Origin of the sequence: Streptomyces sp. BB1-1-1 (assembly GCF_031597775.1) — a bacterium.
GTDB classification, from domain to species: Bacteria; Actinomycetota; Actinomycetes; order Streptomycetales; family Streptomycetaceae; genus Streptomyces; species Streptomyces thinghirensis.
In genome coordinates this window covers 4,771,149-4,793,088 of record NZ_CP134203.1, presented here as the reverse complement: position 1 = coordinate 4,793,088, position 21,940 = coordinate 4,771,149, and the positions used below count along the sequence as shown (strand labels likewise).

The 21,940-nt window shown below is 73.8% G+C and carries 17 protein-coding genes and 1 tRNA gene; 16 read left to right on the top strand and 2 right to left on the bottom strand.

Translation table 11 applies throughout. The features are described from left to right. Nucleotides 1-194 precede the first annotated feature (194 nt). The 13 genes from RI578_RS22105 to RI578_RS22045 all read left to right on the top strand — a co-directional run bounded on the left by RI578_RS22105 (nucleotide 195) and on the right by RI578_RS22045 (nucleotide 17,051). Nucleotides 195-1,793 carry a phage tail sheath subtilisin-like domain-containing protein gene (locus tag RI578_RS22105; protein ID WP_310872671.1) on the top strand — a complete coding sequence of 533 codons (1,599 nt, stop codon included), beginning with the start codon at nucleotides 195-197 and terminating at the stop codon, nucleotides 1,791-1,793. Between the two features lie 72 nt (nucleotides 1,794-1,865). After that, a complete protein-coding gene (locus tag RI578_RS22100; protein ID WP_053133134.1) occupies nucleotides 1,866-2,312 on the top strand; it encodes a phage tail protein in 447 nt (148 codons plus the stop codon). After that, nucleotides 2,312-2,818, top strand: a complete 507-nt coding sequence (locus RI578_RS22095; RefSeq protein ID WP_121747712.1) for a hypothetical protein — start codon at nucleotides 2,312-2,314, stop codon at nucleotides 2,816-2,818. The genes RI578_RS22100 and RI578_RS22095 overlap by 1 nt, the downstream gene beginning before the upstream one ends. Further along, nucleotides 2,815-2,973, top strand: coding sequence for a DUF6760 family protein (locus tag RI578_RS22090; protein WP_167392550.1), 159 nt, complete (start codon nucleotides 2,815-2,817; stop codon nucleotides 2,971-2,973). Before RI578_RS22095 ends, RI578_RS22090 begins: the two co-directional genes overlap by 4 nt. A 3-nt stretch (nucleotides 2,974-2,976) precedes the next feature. Beyond that, nucleotides 2,977-7,281 (top strand): hypothetical protein, encoded by a 4,305-nt coding sequence (locus RI578_RS22085; protein WP_310872670.1) that lies wholly within the window; start codon nucleotides 2,977-2,979, stop codon nucleotides 7,279-7,281. Between the two features lie 95 nt (nucleotides 7,282-7,376). Beyond that, nucleotides 7,377-7,799: a phage tail protein gene (locus RI578_RS22080; protein WP_121747713.1), complete on the top strand. Its 423-nt coding sequence runs from the start codon at nucleotides 7,377-7,379 to the stop codon at nucleotides 7,797-7,799. Nucleotides 7,800-7,827: 28 nt separating this feature from the next. Beyond that, nucleotides 7,828-8,550 carry a LysM peptidoglycan-binding domain-containing protein gene (locus RI578_RS22075; protein ID WP_310872669.1) on the top strand — a complete coding sequence of 241 codons (723 nt, stop codon included), beginning with the start codon at nucleotides 7,828-7,830 and terminating at the stop codon, nucleotides 8,548-8,550. Then, on the top strand, nucleotides 8,550-10,463 hold the full coding sequence (locus RI578_RS22070; protein ID WP_310872668.1) for a VgrG-related protein: 1,914 nt from the start codon (nucleotides 8,550-8,552) through the stop codon (nucleotides 10,461-10,463). The genes RI578_RS22075 and RI578_RS22070 overlap by 1 nt, the downstream gene beginning before the upstream one ends. A 76-nt stretch (nucleotides 10,464-10,539) precedes the next feature. Then, nucleotides 10,540-11,001, top strand: a complete 462-nt coding sequence (locus tag RI578_RS22065; RefSeq protein ID WP_310872667.1) for a GPW/gp25 family protein — start codon at nucleotides 10,540-10,542, stop codon at nucleotides 10,999-11,001. Continuing rightward, a complete protein-coding gene (locus tag RI578_RS22060; RefSeq protein ID WP_310872666.1) occupies nucleotides 11,001-12,959 on the top strand; it encodes a putative baseplate assembly protein in 1,959 nt (652 codons plus the stop codon). Before RI578_RS22065 ends, RI578_RS22060 begins: the two co-directional genes overlap by 1 nt. Nucleotides 12,960-13,018: 59 nt before the next feature. Then, a complete protein-coding gene (locus tag RI578_RS22055) occupies nucleotides 13,019-13,528 on the top strand; it encodes a phage tail protein (RefSeq protein ID WP_310875829.1) in 510 nt (169 codons plus the stop codon). Continuing rightward, complete coding sequence (locus RI578_RS22050) at nucleotides 13,525-15,285, top strand: NADase-type glycan-binding domain-containing protein (RefSeq protein ID WP_310872665.1); 1,761 nt, start codon at nucleotides 13,525-13,527, stop codon at nucleotides 15,283-15,285. Before RI578_RS22055 ends, RI578_RS22050 begins: the two co-directional genes overlap by 4 nt. Nucleotides 15,286-15,398: 113 nt before the next feature. Next, the gene (locus RI578_RS22045; protein ID WP_310872664.1) at nucleotides 15,399-17,051 is read left to right on the top strand and encodes an alpha/beta hydrolase; all 1,653 of its coding nucleotides are present in this window, start codon (nucleotides 15,399-15,401) and stop codon (nucleotides 17,049-17,051) included. Between the two features lie 62 nt (nucleotides 17,052-17,113). Here RI578_RS22045 and RI578_RS22040 read toward each other — a convergent pair. Further along, nucleotides 17,114-17,187 (bottom strand) — tRNA-Thr (locus RI578_RS22040). 220 nt (nucleotides 17,188-17,407) lie between these two features. Between RI578_RS22040 and msiK the strand changes: the two genes are divergently transcribed. From msiK to RI578_RS22025, 3 genes are all read left to right on the top strand, one after another. After that, on the top strand, nucleotides 17,408-18,544 hold the full coding sequence (msiK, locus tag RI578_RS22035; RefSeq protein ID WP_310872663.1) for a diacetylchitobiose ABC transporter ATP-binding protein MsiK: 1,137 nt from the start codon (nucleotides 17,408-17,410) through the stop codon (nucleotides 18,542-18,544). A gap of 222 nt (nucleotides 18,545-18,766) precedes the next feature. Further along, nucleotides 18,767-19,222: a hypothetical protein gene (locus RI578_RS22030; protein WP_210964672.1), complete on the top strand. Its 456-nt coding sequence runs from the start codon at nucleotides 18,767-18,769 to the stop codon at nucleotides 19,220-19,222. A 43-nt stretch (nucleotides 19,223-19,265) separates the two neighbouring features. After that, on the top strand, nucleotides 19,266-20,003 hold the full coding sequence (locus RI578_RS22025; protein WP_310872662.1) for a nucleotidyltransferase family protein: 738 nt from the start codon (nucleotides 19,266-19,268) through the stop codon (nucleotides 20,001-20,003). A gap of 95 nt (nucleotides 20,004-20,098) precedes the next feature. Here the strand turns inward: RI578_RS22025 and RI578_RS22020 are convergent, their stop codons facing one another. Beyond that, nucleotides 20,099-21,814, bottom strand: a complete 1,716-nt coding sequence (locus RI578_RS22020; RefSeq protein ID WP_310872661.1) for a DoxX family membrane protein — start codon at nucleotides 21,812-21,814, stop codon at nucleotides 20,099-20,101. Nucleotides 21,815-21,940 lie beyond the last annotated feature (126 nt).

Below are 21,940 nucleotides of genomic sequence, written 5' to 3'. Positions count from 1 at the left end.
AGACTTCCTCAACAGGCGGTGCCGGAGGCGGTGTCGGGGCTCCCACCAGCGGTCGGGCGCCCCGGCCTGCCCCAACGGGCACAGCCGGGGGCAAGGTCGGTGCCCCCACTCCGGCACCCCAGGGCGTTTCCGGGGGAGCAACGCGCGCGCGAGGGTGAGGGGCGTCCTGTCTCGTACCCCGAGGAGAGCAGAGCATGCCGTCCTACCTGTCGCCCGGCGTCTACGTCGAGGAGGTGGCCAGCGGCTCGCGCCCGATCGAGGGAGTGGGCACCTCGGTGGCGGCCTTCGTCGGTCTCGCGCCGACCGGCCCGCTGAACGAGCCCACACTGGTGACCAACTGGACGCAGTACGTCGCGGCCTTCGGTGACTTCACCGACGGGTACTACCTCGCGCACTCCGTCTACGGGTTCTTCAACAACGGCGGCAGCGCCGCGTACGTCGTCCGCGTCGGCGGCTCCGCCGAGGACGCCGCCGCCGGTTCGGACGGGACGACTCCGGCCGCCGTGACGGGTACCGCCGCCCCGGCCGCGCTGCCGGCCGCCGAGCCGAAGCAGCTCGGCACGTTCGCCGTTACGGCCAACGCCGCCGGTCAGCACGGCCCGCTGTCCGTCGAGGTCGCCGACCCCGAGGGCGAGGGTCCCGCCGAGCGCTTCAAGCTGATCGTCAAGGACGGCGAGAAGCCGGTCGAGACGTTCGACGTGAGCGCCAAGAAGGGCAACCGCTCCTACGTCGTCACCCAGGTGAAGGAGCGCTCCAAGCTCATCACCGTGACGGAGGCCGCGCCCACCGCGCAGCTGGCCCGCCCGGAGAACCAGAGCCTGACCCTGCCGGCGCCGCCGGCCGCCGCCCCCGCCGCCCCGGTCGAGAAGAGCGAGAGCTCGCACCCCGGCCCGGCCCACTACCTCGGCGACTCCGCGGACCGCACCGGCTTCGGCGGCCTGGAGGCCATCGACGAGATCTCCATGGTCGCGGTGCCCGACCTGATGGCCGCCTACCAGCGCGGCGCGATCGACCTGGAGGCCGTCAAGGCCGTCCAGCTCGGCCTCATCGCGCACTGCGAGCTGATGGGCGACCGCGTCGCCATCATCGACCCGCCGCCCGGCCAGAACGCCCGTCAGATACGCGTCTGGCGCCAGGAGACGGCCGGCTACGACTCCAAGTACGCGGCCCTGTACTACCCCTGGATCAAGTCCTTCGACCCGGCGTCCGGCCAGTCCCGCCTGATCCCGCCGAGCGGCCACGTCGCCGGCATCTGGGCCCGCAACGACACCGAGCGCGGCGTCCACAAGGCCCCCGCCAACGAGGTCGTCCGCGGCGCCGTCGACCTGGAGATCCAGATCACGCGCGGCGAGCAGGACCTGCTCAACCCGATCGGCGTCAACTGCATCCGCGCCTTCCCCGGCCGCGGCATCCGCGTCTGGGGTGCCCGCACCCTCTCCTCCGACCCGGCCTGGCGCTACCTGAACATCCGCCGGTACTTCAACTACCTGGAGGAGTCGATCCTGATCGGCACCCAGTGGGTGGTGTTCGAGCCGAACGACCACAACCTCTGGGCCCGCATCCGCCGCAACGTCTCGGCGTTCCTGGTCAACGAGTGGCGCAGCGGCGCCCTCTTCGGCCAGAGCCCGGCGGAGGCCTACTACGTCAAGTGCGACGAGGAGACCAACCCGCCGGAGTCGGTCGACCTCGGCCGGGTCATCTGCGAGATCGGCATCGCGCCGGTCAAGCCCGCCGAGTTCGTGATCTTCCGGCTGGCCCAGTTCTCCAGCGGCAGCGGGGAGCTGGAGGAGTAGGACACGCGTCCTCCGCCTCTCCGGCCCCCTCTCCCCCCGCCTCTCCCAGATCATTAGAAGGACAGCGAACACATGGCTCTGATGCCGGGTGACTCCCTCACAGCGAACAACTTCGGGCTCCAGATCGACGGTGTGATGGTCGAGTACCTCGCCGAGGTCAACGGCCTCACCCTCGAACAGGACGTCATCAAGTACCCGCAGAACAACAGCACCACCGGCAAGCACGAGACGGCCGTGCTCCCCGGCAACAAGAAGGACGGGCAGTGCACCGTCGTGCGGGGCATGACCCAGTCGTCGTCGTTCACCCAGTGGATCAACGATTCCATGAACGGCCGGATGTCCACGGCCCGCAAGAACGCCTCCATCATCCTGATGGACTCCGAGGACACCCCGGTCAAGCGCTACAACCTGCGCAACGCCTGGTGCAGCAAGATCGACGCCAGCGCGGTGAAGGCCGGCGACACCTCCGCGCTGACCGAGACGGTCACCATCGTGTTCGAAGAACTGGTCATCGAATAATGCGGCGCGCGGCTGTCGGGGCGCCCGTCGCGGCCCCCGAGGACCCCCAGACCGCGGCGGCGGGAGCGGACTTCCCCCGTTCGGCTCCCGCCGTCGCACCCACGGAGACACCTGCCGAAGCGGCACCGCGGCAGCAGCTGCGCACCGAGTTCCCCTTCGAACTGCCGCGCGGCTACGTCGACGACTCGGGCACGGTCCACCGGGACGGCGTGATGCGCCTGTCGACGGCGCGGGACGAACTGATCCCGCTCCGCGACGTGCGGGTGCAGGAGAACCCGGCGTACCTGTCGGTGGTGCTGCTCGGCCGGGTCATCACCCGGCTGGGCACGCTGACGATGGTGCACGACGGGATCGTGGAGAACATGTTCGCCTCCGACCTGGCGTTCCTCCAGGACTTCTACCGCCAGATCAACGCGGAGGGCCACACCCGCGCGGCCGTTCAGTGCCCGCACTGCACGGAGCCCTTCGAGGTGGAACTCGGCGGGAGCCGCCTGGGGGAATCGTGACGTACGCGACCGACCGGCTGCACGAGGAGATCGCGTACGTCGCCTACCACTTCCACTGGAGCCTGGAGGCGATCCTGGATCTGGAGCACCAGGACCGCCGCCGGTACACGGACCAGATCGCGTCACTCGTGACGCGTGGCGCGGCGGAGGGCTGATCGGTGGGATTCCTGGACCGGCTGCGAGGCCGTCGTGACGGAGCGCGGGACGGAGCCGGCGGAAGTGTCGGCGGGGGCGTCGGCGGGGACATCGGCGGGGGCGCGGACACGCCCCCGGCCGAGGCCGCCGGCGGCCCCGACACGGGCGGGAGTACGGCGAGTACGTCACGCACGCCCGCCCCCGCACCCGCCCCCGCCCCCGTGGCCGTCGCCGCCTGGACGGGCCTGCCGCCGATCCAGCGGGCGACGGGTGACGCGCGTACGGGAGTCGCGGACGCCGGGTTCGGCGGTCGGCTGCCGACGTGGCAGAACCCGTCGTTCACGGGGGCGCCGTCCCCCGCGGTACTGAACCCGGCGGCGGGCAGCGGCATGCTGTCGGGCGCGTTCGGCGAGTCGGCGCAGCCGGTCGAGGGGCCCGGACGTCCCGTGCGGGCGCTGCCGTCGGCGCCGTCGGCCGGCGCGGCTCCGGTGCAGCGGATGCCGGTCGCACCGCTGCGGGCGATACCGGCGGCGACGGCGCCGTCCGCGCCCGGTCCGGCCGCTTCGCCCTCGACGGTTCCCGGGGCCGCGTCCGCGGCACCGGCCGCGCCGGTCCAGCGGACGCGCGCCACCGGACCGGCGTCGTCCGCGGCGCCGGCGAGCACACCGGCCCAGGCCGCCCGCGGGGTCCGCGTGTCACCGGTGCCGTCCGCCGCGCCCCGCCCCCGGCAGTCCCTGACCAAGGCCCCGTCCGGGTCGGCGGCCGTGCAGCGCCGGGCCCTGCCCGCGAGCCGCCGGACCACGAACGCCCTGCCGGACTCATCGGGAGCGGCACCTTCGTCGCCGGACGGTGACCGAGGGGAACCCGGCGCGGCCCCGGCACGCCCGTCCGGCGCCGGACCGGCCTCCGCACCCACGCCGCCGACCGGCACCCCGGCCACCGCCGCTCCGGCCCAACGGACGCCCCGCCCGCACCAGCACCCCCCGACGACCACCGCGCCCGGGGGCGACACCACGGCCGACCTCCCGGTACAGCGCGCGACACTCCGCCCCGGTCCCGGCCCGGCGTCCACACCCACTGCCGCCGGCGACGGCACAGCAACCGGCACCCCGGTGCAGCGCTCGGCGCCACGTTCCGGGTCCGCACCGGCGTCCACACCCACTGCCTCCGGCGACGGCACGGCAACCGGCACCCCGGTGCAGCGCACGGCGCCACGTACCAGCCCCGCCCCGGCCTCCCCCTCCGCTGCCGCCAGCGGCGGCCCGGCAACCGGGGCCCCGGTGCAGCGCTCAGTGCCACGCCCCGGCTCCACCCCGGCCTCCACACCCACTGCCTCCGGCGACGGCACAGCAACCGGCACCCCGGTGCAGCGCTCGGCGCCACGTACCGGCCCCGCCCCGGCCTCCACACCCACTGCCTCCGGCGACGGCACAGCAACCGGCACCCCGGTGCAGCGCACGGCGCCACGTACCAGCCCCGCCCCGGCCTCCGGTGCCCGGCACACCGCCCCGGCCGCCTCCCCCTCCGCTGCCTCCGACGGCGGCCCGGCAACCGGGGTCCCGGTGCAGCGCTCGGCGCGACGTCCCGACTCCGCCCCGGCCGCCTCCCCCTCCGCTGCCTCCAACGGCGGCCCGGCAGCCGGCACCCCGGTGCAACGGCCCGGCACCGCCCCGAACCCCGGCGCGCGGCACAACACCCCGACCTCCACCTCCGCTGCTTCCAGCGACCGCCCCGCAGCCGGGGCCCCGGTGCAGCGCACGGCGCCACGCTCCGGCCCCGACCCAACCGCCGGTGCCCGGCACAACACCCCGGCCTCCACCTCCACCGCTTCCGGCGACGGCCCGACACCCACCCCCGCCGCTCCCGGCGACGGCACGGCAACCGGCACCCCGGTGCGGCGGCCCGGCACCGCCCCGGCCTCCGGCGCCCGACAGACCAACTCGGCCTCCACCCCCACTGCTTCCGGCGACGGCACAGCAACGGGCACCCCGGTGCAGCGCGCGGTGCAGCCGCCCGGCCCCGCACAGGCCCCCCGCACCGGCCCCGCCCGCGGGGCCCAGCCCGGCAGTGGCCGCCGGACCTCCTCGCCGGACGCCCCGGACGCCCCGGCGCAGCGCGCCGTACCGCAGCCAGGCCCCGCTGCGGCCACCCGTGCCACCCCCCGGCCCGCCCCCTCCCCGCCCGGCACCCCGACAACGCCCGCACCCGGCACCGACCCGACGACCGGCACGCCGGTGCAGCGGGCCGTACCGCGGTCCGGCCCCGCACCGAGCGGCGCGAGCGGCGAGTTTCCGGTGCAGCGGGCGGTGCCCCAGTCCTCCACCGGCACGCCCCGCAGCACCCGCACGCCCGACGCCGCCCCCGCCACCGGTCGGTCGGCCGCCACTGCGGACGGCGCCACCAGCGACCTCCCGGTACAGCGAGCAGCGGCTCAGCCCACCACCGGCACTCCCGCGCCCGGCACCTCGCGCACCGGCCGAACACCGGCGGGGTCGTCGACGACAGGAGCCACCCCGCCCGCCGACCGCCCGGCGCCCCCGGTCGGAGGCAGTGCGACGCCCGGCGCCCCGGCCCAACGGATCATGCCTCCGCTCAACCGCCCCTCCACCACCGCCGACCGGGCACCGGCCGCGCCCCACCGCGCCGCGGCTCCCGGCACCCCGGTCCAGCGAGCGGCGGCCCGCACCAACCCGACATCGGCCCCGGGCAGCAGCGCGGGCACACCCATCGCGTCCCGCCCGGGCGGCACCGACCTGCCGTCAGGCGGCCCTGCGGTCAGGGGAAACCGCCCGGACGCACCCGGAACCACCACCTCCCCCGGCACCGGCGGCGCGGCCGATACGCAGCGACCCTCATCGCCTCCCGCCGCCCCCGGCCGCCACGCCAACCCCACCGGCGCGCAGCCCCCTGTCCAACGGCAGCCCACAGCCCCCGGCCGGCCAAAGACACCGAGCCCCACCCAGCCGCCCACGCAGTCTTCGCACCCCTCACCGGCCCGCCGCGCCCACAACACCCCGGTCCCGGCCGCCCCCGGCACCGCACCGCACCCGCCCACCGGCCCGTCCCCCGCGACCCCGCGCACGGCGCCGACCCCGGTGCAACGCTCCACGAACCGGCCGCCCGAGGCACCGAACGCGGCCGCCACCGACCCGACTTCCGCGGCCCACCGCGACGCCCCCGTCGGCTCCACGCCACCCCCCGTACAGCGATCGCTCCCGGGGAACGCCGGACCGACGGCCGCCGTGCCCCTCTCCCGGCCGGGGATCGAGAAGCCGGCCGCCCCCAACTCCGCACGTCCGGTGCAGCGCAGCGCCACGACGCCCCGCCCGGGGCTCGGCGCCCCCACCTCGTCCAGGCCGGTCACCGCCGTACGCCCGCCCGCGGAACCCACTGCCGCCCCGCACACCCGCCCGGCCCCGTCCGCACCCACGCCTTCGACGCCGACCCCGCGCCGCTCTCCACTCGGCGCCCCCCGCCACGCACCACCGACCGACACCACGTCACTCGCCGCGGCGTCACCGTCACCGTCACCGTCACCGGCACCGGCCCCCAACACCCCCCGCATCGAAGGCCGTACCCTGCCGCCGGTCCAGCGGGCCACAGCACCGGCCACCGCCTCCACCCCAGCGGCCCCGCCCTTCGCCCCCACGCCCCACCCAACGGCCGCCGCCCCCCTACCGGCGGCCCCGGGCGGCCCCTCCCCCACCGCGCTCCGGTCCACGCCCCTCGTCCAGCGCTCCGCCCGGACCACGCCCACGACCAGCAAGGCCGTACCCCTGCGCCGGCCCACCCCCGCGGGTGCCACCGCCGCCGCGACCCCGCTCCCCGTGGCCCCCCTCACGCCACCACCCGCACCGTCACCGCCCGGCCCGCCGCACCCCGTCAGCGCACCCGCGGCACCGGCGGCGGACGCCGACGCCTCCTCCGCGCCCACCGTCCAACGCTTCTTCGGGCGCCGCACCGCCACCGGTGCCCTGGCCGCGCATGCGGCGGCCACCGTGTCCTCGGCCCTGAACCACCTGCTGCCCCCGACGCCCCGGCAGGCTCCGGCCGACCCGCCGCCCCCCTACAGTCCGCCGGAGTCCCAGAGCGCGTCACCGCCCGGCAACCCGCCGCCGTACTCGGCGAGTCATGCCTCCCCGGCGCAGGGGGACCCACCCCCGGCGTACACGGCGGTCCCGGCCGGCGGGTTCGACCCGCGCCAGCTCACCGAGTTCCAGCTGGACGAACTGGTGCACCGGATCGTCGGCCGCGTCACCCGCCACGTCCGCACCGAACTGCGCATGGACCGCGAACGGATCGGCAGACTCCGCGACCCCCGCCACTGACCGGCCCACCGATCCCCACGAGGCCCCCACGGCGCAACCGACGCACGCGACGCACCTGACACACCTGCCCCGCCCGACAGAAAGGCCCACCCCCGATGCCCCGCCAGGACCCGGGCTCCACCATCTGGTTCACCCTCACCATCGACGGCGAGAGCCTCGGGTACTGGAACGGGTGCGAAGGCCTGTCGTCCCAGGTGGAGATCGAGCAGCGCCAGGAGGGCGGCAACAACGGGTTCGTGTGGCAACTGCCCACCCGCGTCTCCTTCTCCAACATCCGGCTGACCCGCCCCCTCACCCCGGACACGACCAAGGTCGCCAAGTGGATCTCCTCCGTCCAGACGGGGATCAAGCGGCCGACCGCGCAGATCTCCGCCCTGCGCGCGGACGGGTCGCTGGTCGCCCGCTGGGGGCTGATCGACGTACTGCCCGTCAGCTGGCAGGGCCCCAGCCTCGACCCCGGCAACCCGGCCGTGGCGAACGAGGTCCTGGAAATCACCCACCACGGCTTCACCGACTGACGGCGCCGCGGAGCAGAGAGGAAGACCCATGGCAAAGAGCGGCAAGGGCGCCGGCAAGAGCCTCGTACGCGCCAACCTCGCCATCCACGAGCCGCCCACCGGCACGACCACCACACCCGGTGCGCTGATGCGTACGTTCGGCTTCGAGTTCAACCCGGCGCAGCTGTCCCTCACCCAGCGGACCCAGTGGACGGCGACGCCGACGGCGGCCGTGCGGAAGGCCGCCAAGCCGCAGTTCATGGGTGCCGAGCCGCGGGAGATGACCCTGGAGATCTTCCTGGACTCCTCCACCAAGCCGGGCGGCAACACGGTGCTGAAGAAGGTCGAGTCGCTGCTGCGCTGCTGCGAGGTGACCGCCAAGAGCCTCGCCTCGGACCAGCCGTCGCCGCCCTGGGTGGTCTTCGAGTGGGGGTCGTTCTCCACGGCCCGGTTCACCGCGTACGTCGCGTCCATCGAGGCGTCGTACACCCTCTTCGGCACCACCGGCATCCCCATCCGGGCCACCTGCCAGGTGCACCTGGTCGAGATCCCCGGCCCGACCCGGGGGCAGAACCCGACCTCGGGCGCGCTCACCGCCCAGCGTGTGCACCGGGTCGTCGCGGGCGACTCGCTGCAGTCGCTGGCCTGGCGGGAGTACGGCAGCGCCAACGCGTGGCGGGCGATCGCCGAGGCCAACGGCATCGACGACCCGTCCCACCTGCCGACCGGCACCGAACTCATGCTGCCCGCCGCCGAGGAGGTGCCGCACTGATGGTGCGTCCCGCGTTCTCCAGCATCGTCCAGGTCCGGATCGGCGCCGCGAAGCTGCCCGACGACATCGCCCTGATGCTCGTCGACGGCTGGGTCGACCAGGGCATCGGCGTGCCCGCGGCCTTCCGCCTCACCTTCCGCGACCCCGACCACCTGGTCCTCGGCAAGCTGAACGTGCAGTTCGGCACCCGGGTGGTGATCACCCCGGTGGCCGACGGCCAGGGCGTCGGCAAACCCCTGCTGACCGGCGAGGTCACCGCCATGGAGGCCGACTACGACGGCACCGGCAGCTACACCGTGATCCGCGGCTACGACTTCGGGCACCGCATGATGCGCCAGCGCCGGGTGGCCGCGTACCGCAACCAGAAGGCCTCCGACATCGCCCGCAAACTCGCCGCCATGGACGGCCTGTCCATCGGCCGGATCCAGCCGACGAAGGGCGCGTACGGGTTCATCAGCCAGTCCAACGTCACCGACTGGGACTTCCTCGCCCGGCTCGCCGACGAGAACAACATGGTGATGTCCGTGGACGCCAAGGGGAAGTTCCGGTTCGTCAAGCCGAACCCGTCGGCCGGCGCGCCCTCCCCGAAGACGGACGGCGACAAGAGCGCCTTCGTCCTCCAGGCCCGCCACGACATCATGCGGCTGCGGGCCGCGGTGACCGCCGCCGACCAGGTCGGCAAGGTCGAGTCGCGCGGCTGGAACGTCACCACCAAGAAGAAGATCACCGAGCTCGCGCCCGCGAAGACCGACCCGGGCGTCACCATCGGCTCCACACCGGGCGAGGCCGCCGGCAAGTTCAAGGCCGCCAAGCTCGTCGAGACCGCCAACCCCTACGACAAGCAGGACGAGGTCCGGCACGCGGCGCAGTCCCTCGCCGCCGACGTCACGTCCTCCTTCGCCGAACTGGAGGTCGCGGTGAAGGGCAGCCCCGACCTGCGGCCCGGCGTGCCCGTGGCGCTCAGCGACGTCGGCAAGCCCTTCGAGGGCAAGTACACCGTCACCTCCGTACGCCACCACTTCGGCGACAGCGAGGGCTACCAGTCCTGGATCACGGTCAGCGGACGCCAGTGGCGTTCCCTGTACGGGCTGGCCTCGGGCGGCGGCGGTGGCGCGGACCCCGCGAGCGCGGCCCGGCTGCCCAGCGTCGCCAACGCCATCGTCACCGACGTACAGGACCCGCTCAAGCAGGGCAGGGTCAAGCTTCAGTTCCCGTGGCTGGACGACACCTACGTCAGCGACTGGGCGCGCAGCGTGCAGCTGGGCGGCGTGGGCGGCGGCGGCGTCTTCCCCATGGACGTCGGCGACGAGGTGCTGGTGGCCTTCGACCGGGGGGCGCTGGACCACCCGTTCGTGATCGGCGGGCTCTACAACGGCCGGGACCTGCCGACCAAGGTCGACGTGCCGCTGCACGACGGCCTGAAGAAGAAGGCCGTCCGGCACACCCTGTCCGACCGCCAGGGCAACCGCGTCGACCTGCTCAGCCAGCGGACCGGTGGACGCAAACAGGGCGTCCGGATCGCCAGCGGGAACGACAGGCTGACCATCAACCTCGACCGCACCAAGACCGAGATCACCGTCGACAGCGCGGGCTCGGTCAGCATCACCGGCAGCCGCTCGGTGTCGGTGGAGGCGGGCATGAACCTCACGCTCGAAGGCCGCCGGTCGGTGACGATCAGGAGTGGCGGACCGCTCACCCTGGAGGGCAAGGGCATCGTCAACCTCAAGTCGCTCGGCGGCGTGGTCGCGGTGAACGCGCTGGGCGGCGCCCTGAACCTGACGTCGACCGGCGCCGCGACCCTCACCGCCACGGGCCTGGCGACGATCACTGCGGCCAACACGAAGATCACCGGCGCCAAGCTCGACCTGTACGGCGGCTTCTTCGTCAACGAGATCAAGTACCCCTTCGGATGACCGGACGACCGCGCCGACGCCCTGGGTTCACAGGGTTCGCCGGCACAAGGAAACGGGAAAGGCAGGAGGCCCCCTGATGGCCGAACAGTTCGTCGGCTCCGGCTGGTCGTTCCCCCTGCGCATCGGGCCCACCGGCGGCATCGCCCTGGTCAGCGGCGAGCGGGAGATCGAGGAGGCCATGCAGCTGGTCCTGGCCACCGCCCCGGGCGAGCGGCCGATGCGGCCCGAGTTCGGCTGCGCCATCCACGATCTCGTCTTCGCCCCGGTCAACGAGCAGACCGCCGGGCGGATCCAGCACGAGGTGTACACCAGCCTGGACCGCTGGGAGCCGCGCATCGAGGTCCACGAGGTCGAGGTCACCGCCGGTGACGACCAGAGCGTCCTCTACATCGACGTCCGCTACTCGATCCGCGGCACCAACAACCCGCGCAGCCTGGTCTTCCCGTTCTACGTCATCCCCTCCCACGACGAGCCGGACCTCCCCGACGGTACGGCCGGCCCCGCGGGCCCGGCGGGCTCTCCCGAAAGCGATCGCTGATGTCCCTGCCCTCCCCCAACCTCGATGACCGCCGCTTCCAGCAGTTCGTCGACGACGCCAAGCGCTACATCCAGCAGCGCGCCCCGGAGTGGACCGACCACAACGTCTCCGACCCCGGCGTCACCCTCGTCGAGACGGTCGCCCACATGGCCGACCAGATCGTCTACCGGCTCAACCGGGTCCCGGAGAAGAACCATCTCGCCTTCCTCGACCTGGTCGGCATCACCCTCTTCCCGCCGTCCGCCGCCCGCACGGACGTCACCTTCTGGCTGTCCGCGCCGCAGGAGGACGCGATCCTGGTCCCGGTCGGCACCGAGGTCGCCACCCTGCGCACCGAACGGGACGAGGCCGTCGTGTTCGCCACCGAGCGCGACCTGACCGTCGTACCGTGCGAACTCGGCCGCCTGGTGGTGCAGCACAGCGGCGAAGCCGTCACCGACCGGACCACGGACCTGGCCGAGGGCAAGGACCTGCTGTGCTTCTCGGAGGCCCCGGCCCCCGGCGACTGCATGCTCATCGGCCTCACCAACGCCACCCCGCACTGCGCGCTCGCCCTGGAACTCGACAGCCGCGTCGACGGTGTCGGCGTCGACCCCCGGCAGCCGCCCCTGGCCTGGGAGGCCTGGACCGAGGACGGCTGGCAGCCCTGCGAGGTCGACCGGGACGGCACCGGCGGCCTCAACCGGCCCGGCGACATCGTGCTCCACATACCCGGCGGCCACGTCCTGTCCCGCAACGGCGGCCACGAGGCCGGCTGGATCCGCTGCCGGGTCACCGAGCCGCTGCCCGGCCAGCCGTTCTACACGACCTCGCCGACCATCCACTCCGCCGAGGCGTACACCATCGGCGGCACCACCGGCACCGTCCACGCCGAGACCGTCCACGACGAGGCCCTCGGCGAGTCCACCGGCCTGCCCGGCCAGCGGCTGCGGCTCGAACACGCCCCCGTCGTCGCCGACGACCCGCCCGTCCTCCTCCAGACCGCCGCCGGCGACGGCTGGCAGGACTGGCAGGTCGTCCCGCACTTCGCGGGCTCCGGCCCCGACGACCACCACATCACCCTCGACGCCGCCACCGGCCAGATCGCCTTCGGCCCCGCCGTCCGCGAACCCGACGGCACCCTGCGCCAGTACGGCACCGTCGCCCCCAAGGGCGCCGTCATCCGCGCCCGCCGCTACCGCACCGGCGGGGGCCGGGCCGGCAACGTGGCCCGCGGCGCCGTACAGGTGCTGCGCACGTCCATCCCGTACGTCTCCGAGGTCGTCAACCGCGAGGCCGCCCGCGGCGGCGTCGACGGCGAGACGGTCGAGGAGGCGAAGCTCCGGGCGCCGATCACCCTGCGCGCCCAGGAACGCGCCGTCACCCTGCGCGACTACGAGGAACTCGCCCGCCGCGCCGCCCCCGAGACCGCCCGCATCACCTGCCTGGAGGGCAAGGAGGGCGAGCACGGTGCCTACGCCGTCCGCGTCCTGGTCGTCCCCCAGGCCGTCCCCGACCCCGGCGGCCGGCTCCGCTTCGAACAACTCGTCCCCGGCGACGCCCTCCTGGGCCGCATCACCCGCCACCTCGACGAACGCCGCCTCATCGGCACCCGCCTGGCCGTCGGCCCGCCCTACTACCAGGGCGTCACCGTCGTCGCCACGGTCCACGCCTTCCGCGGCGTCGACACCGACCGCGTACGCCGCCAGGCCCACGACGCGCTCTACCGCCACCTCGACCCGCTCACCGGCGGCGCGGACGGCAAGGGCTGGCCCTTCGGCCGCCCCGTGCAGACCGGCGAGGTCTTCGCCGTGCTGCAGCGCGTCCCCGGCGTGGAACTCGTCGACGACGTCGTCCTGCACCCCGCCGACCCCCTCACCGGCAAGCGCGGGGACCCCACCGACCGCATCGACCTCGAACCCCCGTCCCTGGTCTTCTCCTTCGACCACCGGGTCCGAGTGATCGGGGACGGCACGTGACGGCCGCGTCCCACCGGGGTTCCGTCGACGGTCTCGGCTCCTCGCTGCCCATCGCCTCGATGCTGCCGGCCGTCTTCGCCGACGACGACCTCGCCCAGCGCTTCGTCGGCGGCCTCGACGACGTCATCGCCCCGATCCTCAACGTCCTCGACTGCCTGGACACCTACTTCGACCCGGCCCTCACCCCGGCCGACTTCGCCCAGTGGCTCGGCTCCTGGGTCGGCGCCGAGACCGACGGCACCGAACCCGAGGACCGGCTGCGCGCCGCCGTCGCCGCCGCCGCCCGCCTGCACCGCGTACGCGGCACCCGGCGCGGGCTGTCCGAGGCGGTACGGCTGGCGTTCGGCGTCGAGCCCGACATCACCGAGAGCGGCGGCGCCGACTGGAACGCCCGCCCGATCGGCCCGTTCCCCGGCACCCCGCGCCCCCACCTCCACGTCGCCCTGCGGCTGCCCGACCCGTCCCCGGCCGACACCCATCGCCTGGACACCCTCGTGGCCGCCGCCCGCCCCGCCCACATGCCCTACACGGTCGAAGTGACCGCCTCCGAAAGGACCCCGGAGAGATGACCACGCAGAACTGCGCCGAGTGCGGAACCCGCGCGGAACCGGGCCAGTCCTTCTGCGACGCGTGCGGTGCCGTACTCCGCTGGGACCAGGCCGGCACCCGCACCCCGCAGCCCGCGGCCTCCTCGCCCGACCAGGGCCCCGGCTGGGACGCCTTCGCCCGCCCCGGCCCCGGCGGCACGGGCGTGCCCCCCGCCCGAACCGGCCGCACGACGCCCACCACCGGCGCCCCGGACGACGACGACACCGAGGAGACCCCGGTGGTACCCCACCCACGCCACCCGACGGACGCGGCCGGGGGCGGGAGCATGCCGGGGGCGGCAGGCGCGGCAGGTGCCGCAGGTGCCGCAGGTGCAGCGGGCGTCGCCGGCACCGCGGGCGCGAGGGCCGCCACAGGTGCCGCCCGTTCCGCGGGCTCCGCCGCGCCCTCCGGCACTGCCGGTTCTCCCAGCGGCGGCACCGGAACGACCGGGCCGACGGGCACCACCGGAAGCGCAAGCACCTCCGGAGGCCCGGGGGCTGGCGGAAGCACGAGCACCGCCCGAAGCACCGGGACCGCCGGAGACACGGACCCCAGTGGACGCACTGGCCCCACCGGAAGCACAAGCACCGGAGACTCCGGCACCGGAAACTCCGGCACCACCGGAGACGCCCGCAACGCCGGAGATGCCCACAACGCCGGAGACGCCCACAACACCGGAGACTCCAACACCGCCGGAGCCCCCCGCACGCCCGAAGCTACCCGCACCGCCGGAGCCCCCCGCACCGCCGGAGGCCCCCGCACCCCCGACACGGACGAGACCGCCCCCACCACCCCAATGGCGTCCGCCCCACCCCCGAACGCCCTCACCGACACGATGTCCGACCGCGCCCGCTCCCTCCTCGTCCCCGTCGCGGACCCGGAGGCCCACGGCCCGACCCCGCCCCCCGCCGTCGCCCCCGTGCTGCCCGGCCGCCCCGACGCGGACCGGCCGCAGGTCCGCGCCCCCGCCCACCAGCCGGACATCGCCAACGGCCCGCCGTGCCCGTGGTGTTCCACCCCCAACCGCCCCGACCGCCACTACTGCGCGCGCTGTGCGATGCCCCTGGACCGCACCGGCGAGGACACCACCGCGCCCGCCCCCTGGTGGCGCCGTCTCTTCGGCGGCCGGCGCGGCGAGACCCCCTGGGCCGGCGACCGCCCCCGCCTCCGCCGCGTCTTCGACCGCATCGGCACCTGGATCACCGTCCTGGTCGTCATCACCCTGGTGGTCCTCGGCTTCGTCTACATCCCCGACGGCGTCCAGGCCACCCGCGACCACTTCGCCAAGCGCGCCCCGGTCTCTCCGGACCGGATCACGGCCTCGCGCTCCTTCACCGGCCACAAGCCGGAGTTCCTCATCGACAAGCTCAGCAACACCTGGTGGGGCCCGGGCATCTCGCAGTCCGGCCAGGGCGAGTGGATCGAGGTCAGTTTCACCGAGCCGACCCGTCTGCTGGACCTGATCATCACCCCGGGCACCTCCACCAAGCCCGACCAGCTCAACAAGTCGGCCCTGCCGCACCGGGTGAAGGCGACGATCACGACGAAGGACGGCAGGACCACGACCCGCGACCTCACCCTGGACCAGGGCGCCGGCGGCCAGCGACGCCCCTTCCGCGTCGGCGAGGTCACCAAGGTCCGCTTCACCATCGAGTCGGCCCACGCGGCCTCCGCGAAGAAGCAGGTGGCCATCGCGGAGATCGAGTTCTTCGGCCCGTCGAGCGCCAACCGCACCTGACCCACGCCCCGGAACACAGGGGATACGGCCTCCGCCCGGCACCGGCGGGGGCCGTATCCACCGAATGGACGCCACGCCGCGCGCCCCCGGACGGCCCGCCGGAGTCTGAGGCCATGCCCTCAGCACGAGCGATATCCACCGCTGTCCTGCTGTCCACCGCCACCCTGCTCTCCTGCTCCCTGACCGCCTGCGCGCCGACGGCGCGGGACGGCGGCCGGGCAGGTGACGGCGGCGGCACGGCGACCGGCGCACAGGACGAGAACCGCTTCCGGAAGCAGACCCTGAACTGGAAGGACTGCCCCGCCCCCTCTCCCATCCAGGGCGGCGGCGAGGCCCCCGCACCCCTCCCCGACGGCACCCGGTGGCAGTGCACCACCATGCAGGCGCCACTGGACTGGAAGAACCCCTCCGGGGAGTCGATCGGCATAGAACTGATCCGGGCCCGCACCGGCGGCGACACCGACGACCGGATCGGCTCGCTGCTCTTCAACTTCGGCGGCCCCGGCGCCTCCGGAGTCACCACCCTGCCCGGTCTCGCCCCCGACTACGAGAAGCTCCGCTCCCGGTACGACCTGGTGAGCTTCGACCCGCGCGGCGTCGGCAACAGCCGGGGCGTGCGCTGCCTGGACCCCGACGCCGCCGAAGAGGCCGCGGACGAGGTCGACGAGATCCCCGACGACGGCGGCGACGAGACCGACGCGCTGGTGGAGCTGAACCGGTTGATTGCCGCGGCGTGCGAGAAGAACTCCGGCGACGTCCTCCCGTACGTCGGCACCACCGAGGCCGCCCGGGACATGGACCTGATGCGGCACCTCCTCGGCGACGAGAAACTCCACTACTTCGGGATCTCGTACGGCACCCAACTCGGCGGCGTGTACGCCCACCTGTTCCCCGAGAACGTCGGCCGCGCCGTGCTGGACGGCGTCGTCGACCCCACCCACGACATGATGGAGGAGGCCCTCGCACAGGCCGGAGGTTTCCAGCTCGCCTTCGAGCACTTCGCCGACTGGTGCGTCGAACAGCGCTGCACACTCGGCGAGGACACCGAGGCGATCGTGGCGGCCGCCGTGGAGCTGGAGGCGGGCCTGGACGAGACTCCGCTGCCCACCTCGGACGGGAACGAACTCGACGGCGACGAACTCGTCGAAGCCATCACCGGGTCGCTCTACAGCCAGACCCTCTGGCCCGCGCTCCTGGTCGGCCTGGAGGCGGTGACCAGGGGCGACGGCGATGTCCTGCTGGACCTGGCGGAGGCGCTCGGACAGCACGGCTCCGGCGGCGACACCGACGACGACAGCACCGACGACGAACCCGACGAAAGCAACGAGAACGACGCCTTCAAGGCCATCACCTGCGACGACTCCAGCGACCGCTACACCCCGGCGGACGTGCGGGCCCGGCTGCCCGAGTTCGTCGAGGCGTCGCCGCTGTTCGGTCCGGGCCTGGCGTGGAGCGCGCTCTCCTGCGCCGGCTGGCCGGTGCCTGGAGAGGCCGAGCACCCGGAGGTGAGCGCGCCGGGCGCGCCGCCGATCCTCCTGGTCGGCAACACCGGCGACCCCGCCACCCCCTACGCGGGCGCCGCCCGCATGGCCGAGCGGCTCGGCAAGGGCGTGGGCGTCGAGCTGACCTACGATGGTGAGGGCCACGGCGCCTTCGACAGCGGGAACCCCTGCGTGCGCGACGCCGTCCACGCGTACCTGCTCGACGGCAGGCTCCCGAAGAGCGGCACGGTGTGCGAGCCGGAGCCGCTGCCGGAAGGCAAGTAGCACCCGCGCAACCGCGTGAAGCCCTGCCGTCCGGTGGACGGCAGGGCTTCGTCTCGCTCCCGAGCCCCCTGTCGGATTCGAACCGACGACCTTCGCTTTACAAGAGCGGCGCTCTGACCAGCTGAGCTAAGGAGGCATCGCGCGGCGGCGCGCGCGGAGGCTGCTCCACTGTACACAGAGCCGGTGAACGATGGGGTTCGAAAATTTCGGCGAAGTTCACAGGTCCACAGGTACTGACAGACCAGGTGAACGCCAGGTACCGTCCTGTGCCAGTCCACCCGTGTGGACTACACCACACCACCTTCCTACAACGGATCGTCCGGCACGTTCCTGCCGGTAGAAGGGGGCCCATCACCATGGCCACTGTTACGTTCGACAAGGCAACCCGCGTTTACCCGGGTTCCACGAAGCCCGCCGTCGACGGTCTCGACATCGACATCGAGGACGGCGAGTTCCTCGTCCTGGTCGGCCCCTCCGGCTGTGGCAAGTCCACCTCGCTCCGCATGCTCGCGGGGCTCGAGGACGTGAACGGCGGCGCCATCCGCATCGGCGACCGCGACGTCACGCACCTGCCGCCGAAGGACCGGGACATCGCCATGGTGTTCCAGAACTACGCGCTGTACCCGCACATGACGGTCGCCGACAACATGGGCTTCGCGCTCAAGATCGCCGGCGTCAACAAGGCGGAGATCCGGCAGAAGGTCGAGGAGGCCGCGAAGATCCTCGACCTCACCGAGTACCTGGACCGCAAGCCGAAGGCGCTCTCCGGCGGTCAGCGCCAGCGGGTGGCGATGGGCCGCGCGATCGTGCGTGAGCCGCAGGTCTTCCTCATGGACGAGCCGCTGTCCAACCTGGACGCCAAGCTGCGTGTCTCCACCCGTACGCAGATCGCCTCGCTCCAGCGCCGGCTGGGCATCACCACCGTCTACGTCACCCACGACCAGGTCGAGGCCATGACGATGGGCGACCGCGTGGCGGTCCTCAAGGACGGTCTGCTCCAGCAGGTCGACAGCCCGCGCAACATGTACGACAAGCCCGCCAACCTCTTCGTGGCCGGCTTCATCGGCTCCCCGGCCATGAACCTGGTCGAGGTCCCGATCACCGACGGCGGCGTGAAGTTCGGCAACAGCGTGGTGCCGATCAGCCGCGAGGCCCTGGCGGCCGCCGCCGACAGGGGCGACCGCACGGTCACCGTCGGCGTCCGCCCGGAGCACTTCGACGTGGTGGAGCTGAACGGCGGCGTCTCCAAGACCCTGTCGAAGGACGCCGAGGACGCCCCGGCGGGCATGGCGGTCTCCGTGAACGTCGTGGAGGAGACCGGCGCCGACGGCTACATCTACGGCTCGGTCGACGTCGGCGGCGAGAACAAGGACCTCGTGGTCCGCGTCAGCAGCCGCGCGGTGCCGGAGAAGGGCGCGACCGTCCACGTCGTGCCGCGCCCGGGCGAGGCCCACGTCTTCTCGTCCTCCACGGGCGAGCGCCTCACCGACTGAGAAACCACGCGGCCGGGTGAATTCACCCGCGTTGACGCGAAGAGCCCCGCGGCCTGCTGCGGGGCTCTTTACGTTGTCGACAAATACCCCGGCACAACGGACGTTTCGAGCAATAGGCGTCAACGCTCTACCCATTTCCCGCCCCCTCTTCATCCCCCATCCGGGTGACTAAATGTCGCCAAATCATTACCGGGCGCTACCCTCACTCGCGTGAAGCACTCCGTGAAGCACTCCACCACCCGACAGACGCGACGCGGCCGGGGCCCCGCCCGCCGGATCGGCCGCTCTCTCGCCTTCGTCCTGCCCGTCGTCCTGGTGCTCTCCGGGACCCTCGCCGTCACCCGGGTCAACTGGTCGGGCGACCCGGCCGACTCGGTGCTCGCCGCGTCGGAGGCATCGTCCTCCAAGGCCTCGTCCAAGGCCGCCGCCCGCGCCCCGCACGAGGTGCTGCGCGACCGGCTGCTGACCGAGCTGCAGGAGGAGGATCCGGGCGTCGCCCTCACCCACCTCCAGCAGGCCGTGAACGAGCGCCCGTCGCTGGCCGGCCACTGCGCGTCCATCGCCCGCGCCCTCGGCCGCGCCGCGGTCAAGGTGTACGGCCCGACGCGCGCCCAGTCGTACGCGCGCCCCGTCTGCGACACCGCCTTCGCCTCGGGCGTGCTGGCCGCGCACGGCTGAGCACCCTTTCGGGGGCCGGTGGGCCGCCGCGTACAGTTCGGGCATGACCGATCCGAGCGCCGCGTCCCGCCGCCCCGTGCAAGCCGTCGTCCTGGCCGGCGGACAGGGTTCCCGGCTGCGTCCCTACACCGACGACCGGCCCAAGCCGATGGTCGAGATCCCGGGCACCGGGACTCCGATCATCGGCCATCAGCTCGCCTGGCTCGCCGAGGAGGGCGTCACCGACGTCGTGGTCTCCTGCGGTCATCTGGCCGAGGTGCTGCAGAAGTGGCTGGAGAGTGCCGACCTGCCGCTCTCCGTCACCACCGTCGTCGAGACGGAGCCGCTGGGCCGCGGCGGCGGCCTCAAGTACGCCGCCGCGCACCTGCCCCACCCGGACCGGCCCTGGTACGCCACCAACGGCGACATCTGGACCCGTTTCTCCCTGCGCGACATGGCCGACTTCCACGCCGAGCGGGACGCCGTCGCGACCCTCGCCCTGGCCCGCCCGCGACTGCCGTGGGGCGCCGTGCAGACGGACGGCTTCGGTCACATCACCGACTTCATCGAGGCACCGCCGTCGACCTTCGAGATCAACGCCGGTGTGTACGTCTTCTCGTCCGGCTTCGCCGCGATGCTGCCGGAGCGCGGCGACCATGAGCGGACGACCTTCCCGAGGCTGGCCCGTGAGCGCCGGCTGGCCGGCTTCCCGATCCCGCAGGGCTCCTACTGGCGCGCGATCGACACCGCCAAGGACCTGACGGAGGCGGCACGGGAGCTGGCGGCCCTGCGCGGCCGCTGAGCGCCCCGGTACACCGATACGCCGAAGGGGCCCCGCACGACGTCCGTGCGGGGCCCCTTCGGCGTACGGAGGGCTGTGTGAGCCCTGTGGGCCGGCTAGCCCAGGAGACCGCCCACGAGGCGGCTGCCCGGCTCTCCGGTGGAGGAGGAGCCGCCGCCGTCGCCGCCGCTTCCGGTGCCGCCGGTCGTGCCGCTGCCGCCGCCGGTCGTGGTGCCGCCGGAGGTGGGTCCCGCCGTGCTGCTCGGCGCCTGGCCGGCCGGGGAGGACTGCCGCGGCGGGGCCTGGCCCGTGGTGCCCTGGGTCTGGCTGGGCGTGCCGCCGGTGGCGGTGCCGCTGTCGCGGGTCGCTCCCGGGGTGGTCGCGGCGTCCTCGGAGGGGGTGGCCGCGCCGCTGGTGGTGCCCTGGGTGGGTGAGGCGGAGGCCTCCGGCGACGTCTTCGGCTTCCGGGTGCCGGGCTCCTGCGGGAGCGGGGTACCGGGCAGTTCGTTGCGCGGGGCCTCACCGGGGCCGGGGACGACCACGCGGTCGGCGTCCCGGACCGCGCCGCCGAGCAGCGAGCCGACGAGGAGGGTGACGCCGGCGACCAGGAAGGTGACGAGGGCACCGCGGCGCAGGACGTAGCGGCGCAGGTCCCAGATGTCGGCGCGGGGGCCGAGCCGGCGCCAGGCACTGCCGGCGAGCCGGCCGTCCACGGAGTAGACGGGGGCGCCCGCGATGATCAGCGGGGACCAGGCGGCGAGGTAGATGATGTCGGGCGCGTCGTAGACGGGGACGCTCTTCCAGCTGACGGTGACGAGCAGCGCCGCGGACAGGCCCGCGCCGATGACGGCACCGACGCGCTGCCAGCAGCCCAGGACGGTCAGCACGCCCACGATCACCTGGAGGAAGGCGATGACGAGCCCGGCGCCGACCGGGTGTTCGAGGGCGAACTGACGCAGCGGCTCGGCGACGTCCCACGGGTGCAGGGTGTTGAGCCACTTGACCATGGAGCCGCGCTCGCCGCCGTCGAAGTAGACGGGGTCGCAGAGCTTGCCCATGCCGGCGTAGATGGAGATGAAGCCGAGGAAGACGCGCAGCGGCAGCAGCACGACGCCGAGGTTCATGCGGCGGCCGGGGAAGTAGGCGTGCCGCGCCGGGTCGTCGGCGTGGCGCCTGGTGCGCGGCCCGGCCGGCTCCGTGCCGTCGTCGTAGCCGTCGGGACCGGCGGCGGAGTCGAAGTCCTCGCCGGTGTAGGCGGGTTCGTCGTAGGCGCTGCCGACGGTGCGCATGGCGGGCAGCAGCCGGGTGCCGTCCGGGACGGGGCCGCGCTGGGCGCCGACGAGCGGGGTCTCGAGGGTCTGGGTGGCGGGCCCGTCGTCGTAGCCGTCATAGCCGTCGTAGCCCGGGGCGCCCCCGTCGATGTCGACGCGGGGGATGACCTGCGTGGCTCCGGCGTCGGCGACCGGGTCCTCGGCGTGGTGACCGGCTCCGGCCCGCACCGCCTGGAGCAACCGGTGTGCGCCGGTGTCGTCCGGGTCGGACCGCCCGCTCCACACGAGGGCGCGGCGGCGGGCGGCGGCCGGGGCGGCGGGGCCCGCGGCACCTGCGACGGGCATGCGGGCGGTGTCCTGGGTGGCGCTCAAGTGCCGCGCGATCCGCGGGGATTGGGTCTGCCGCGCGGAGGCACCGAACTGCACGCGGAAACTCGCGTGATTGACGATGACCTGGGCCGGATCGCTCGGCACCTTCACCATGCTCAGCGCGGGAGCGTCGTCGATTCCCGACGAGCGGTCCCCCGTGGGTGTGCGGGGTGTTCTGGTGTCCACACTCATCTAACCGAGTGATGTGTCGTTAGGACACTGCCTTGACCGCCCCGAACTGTCCGGACCGCGTCAAGCCTGCCCGGACCGCCCGGAACACCCCGTGCGGGGGACCGAGTCGAACACCCGCTCCCCCTC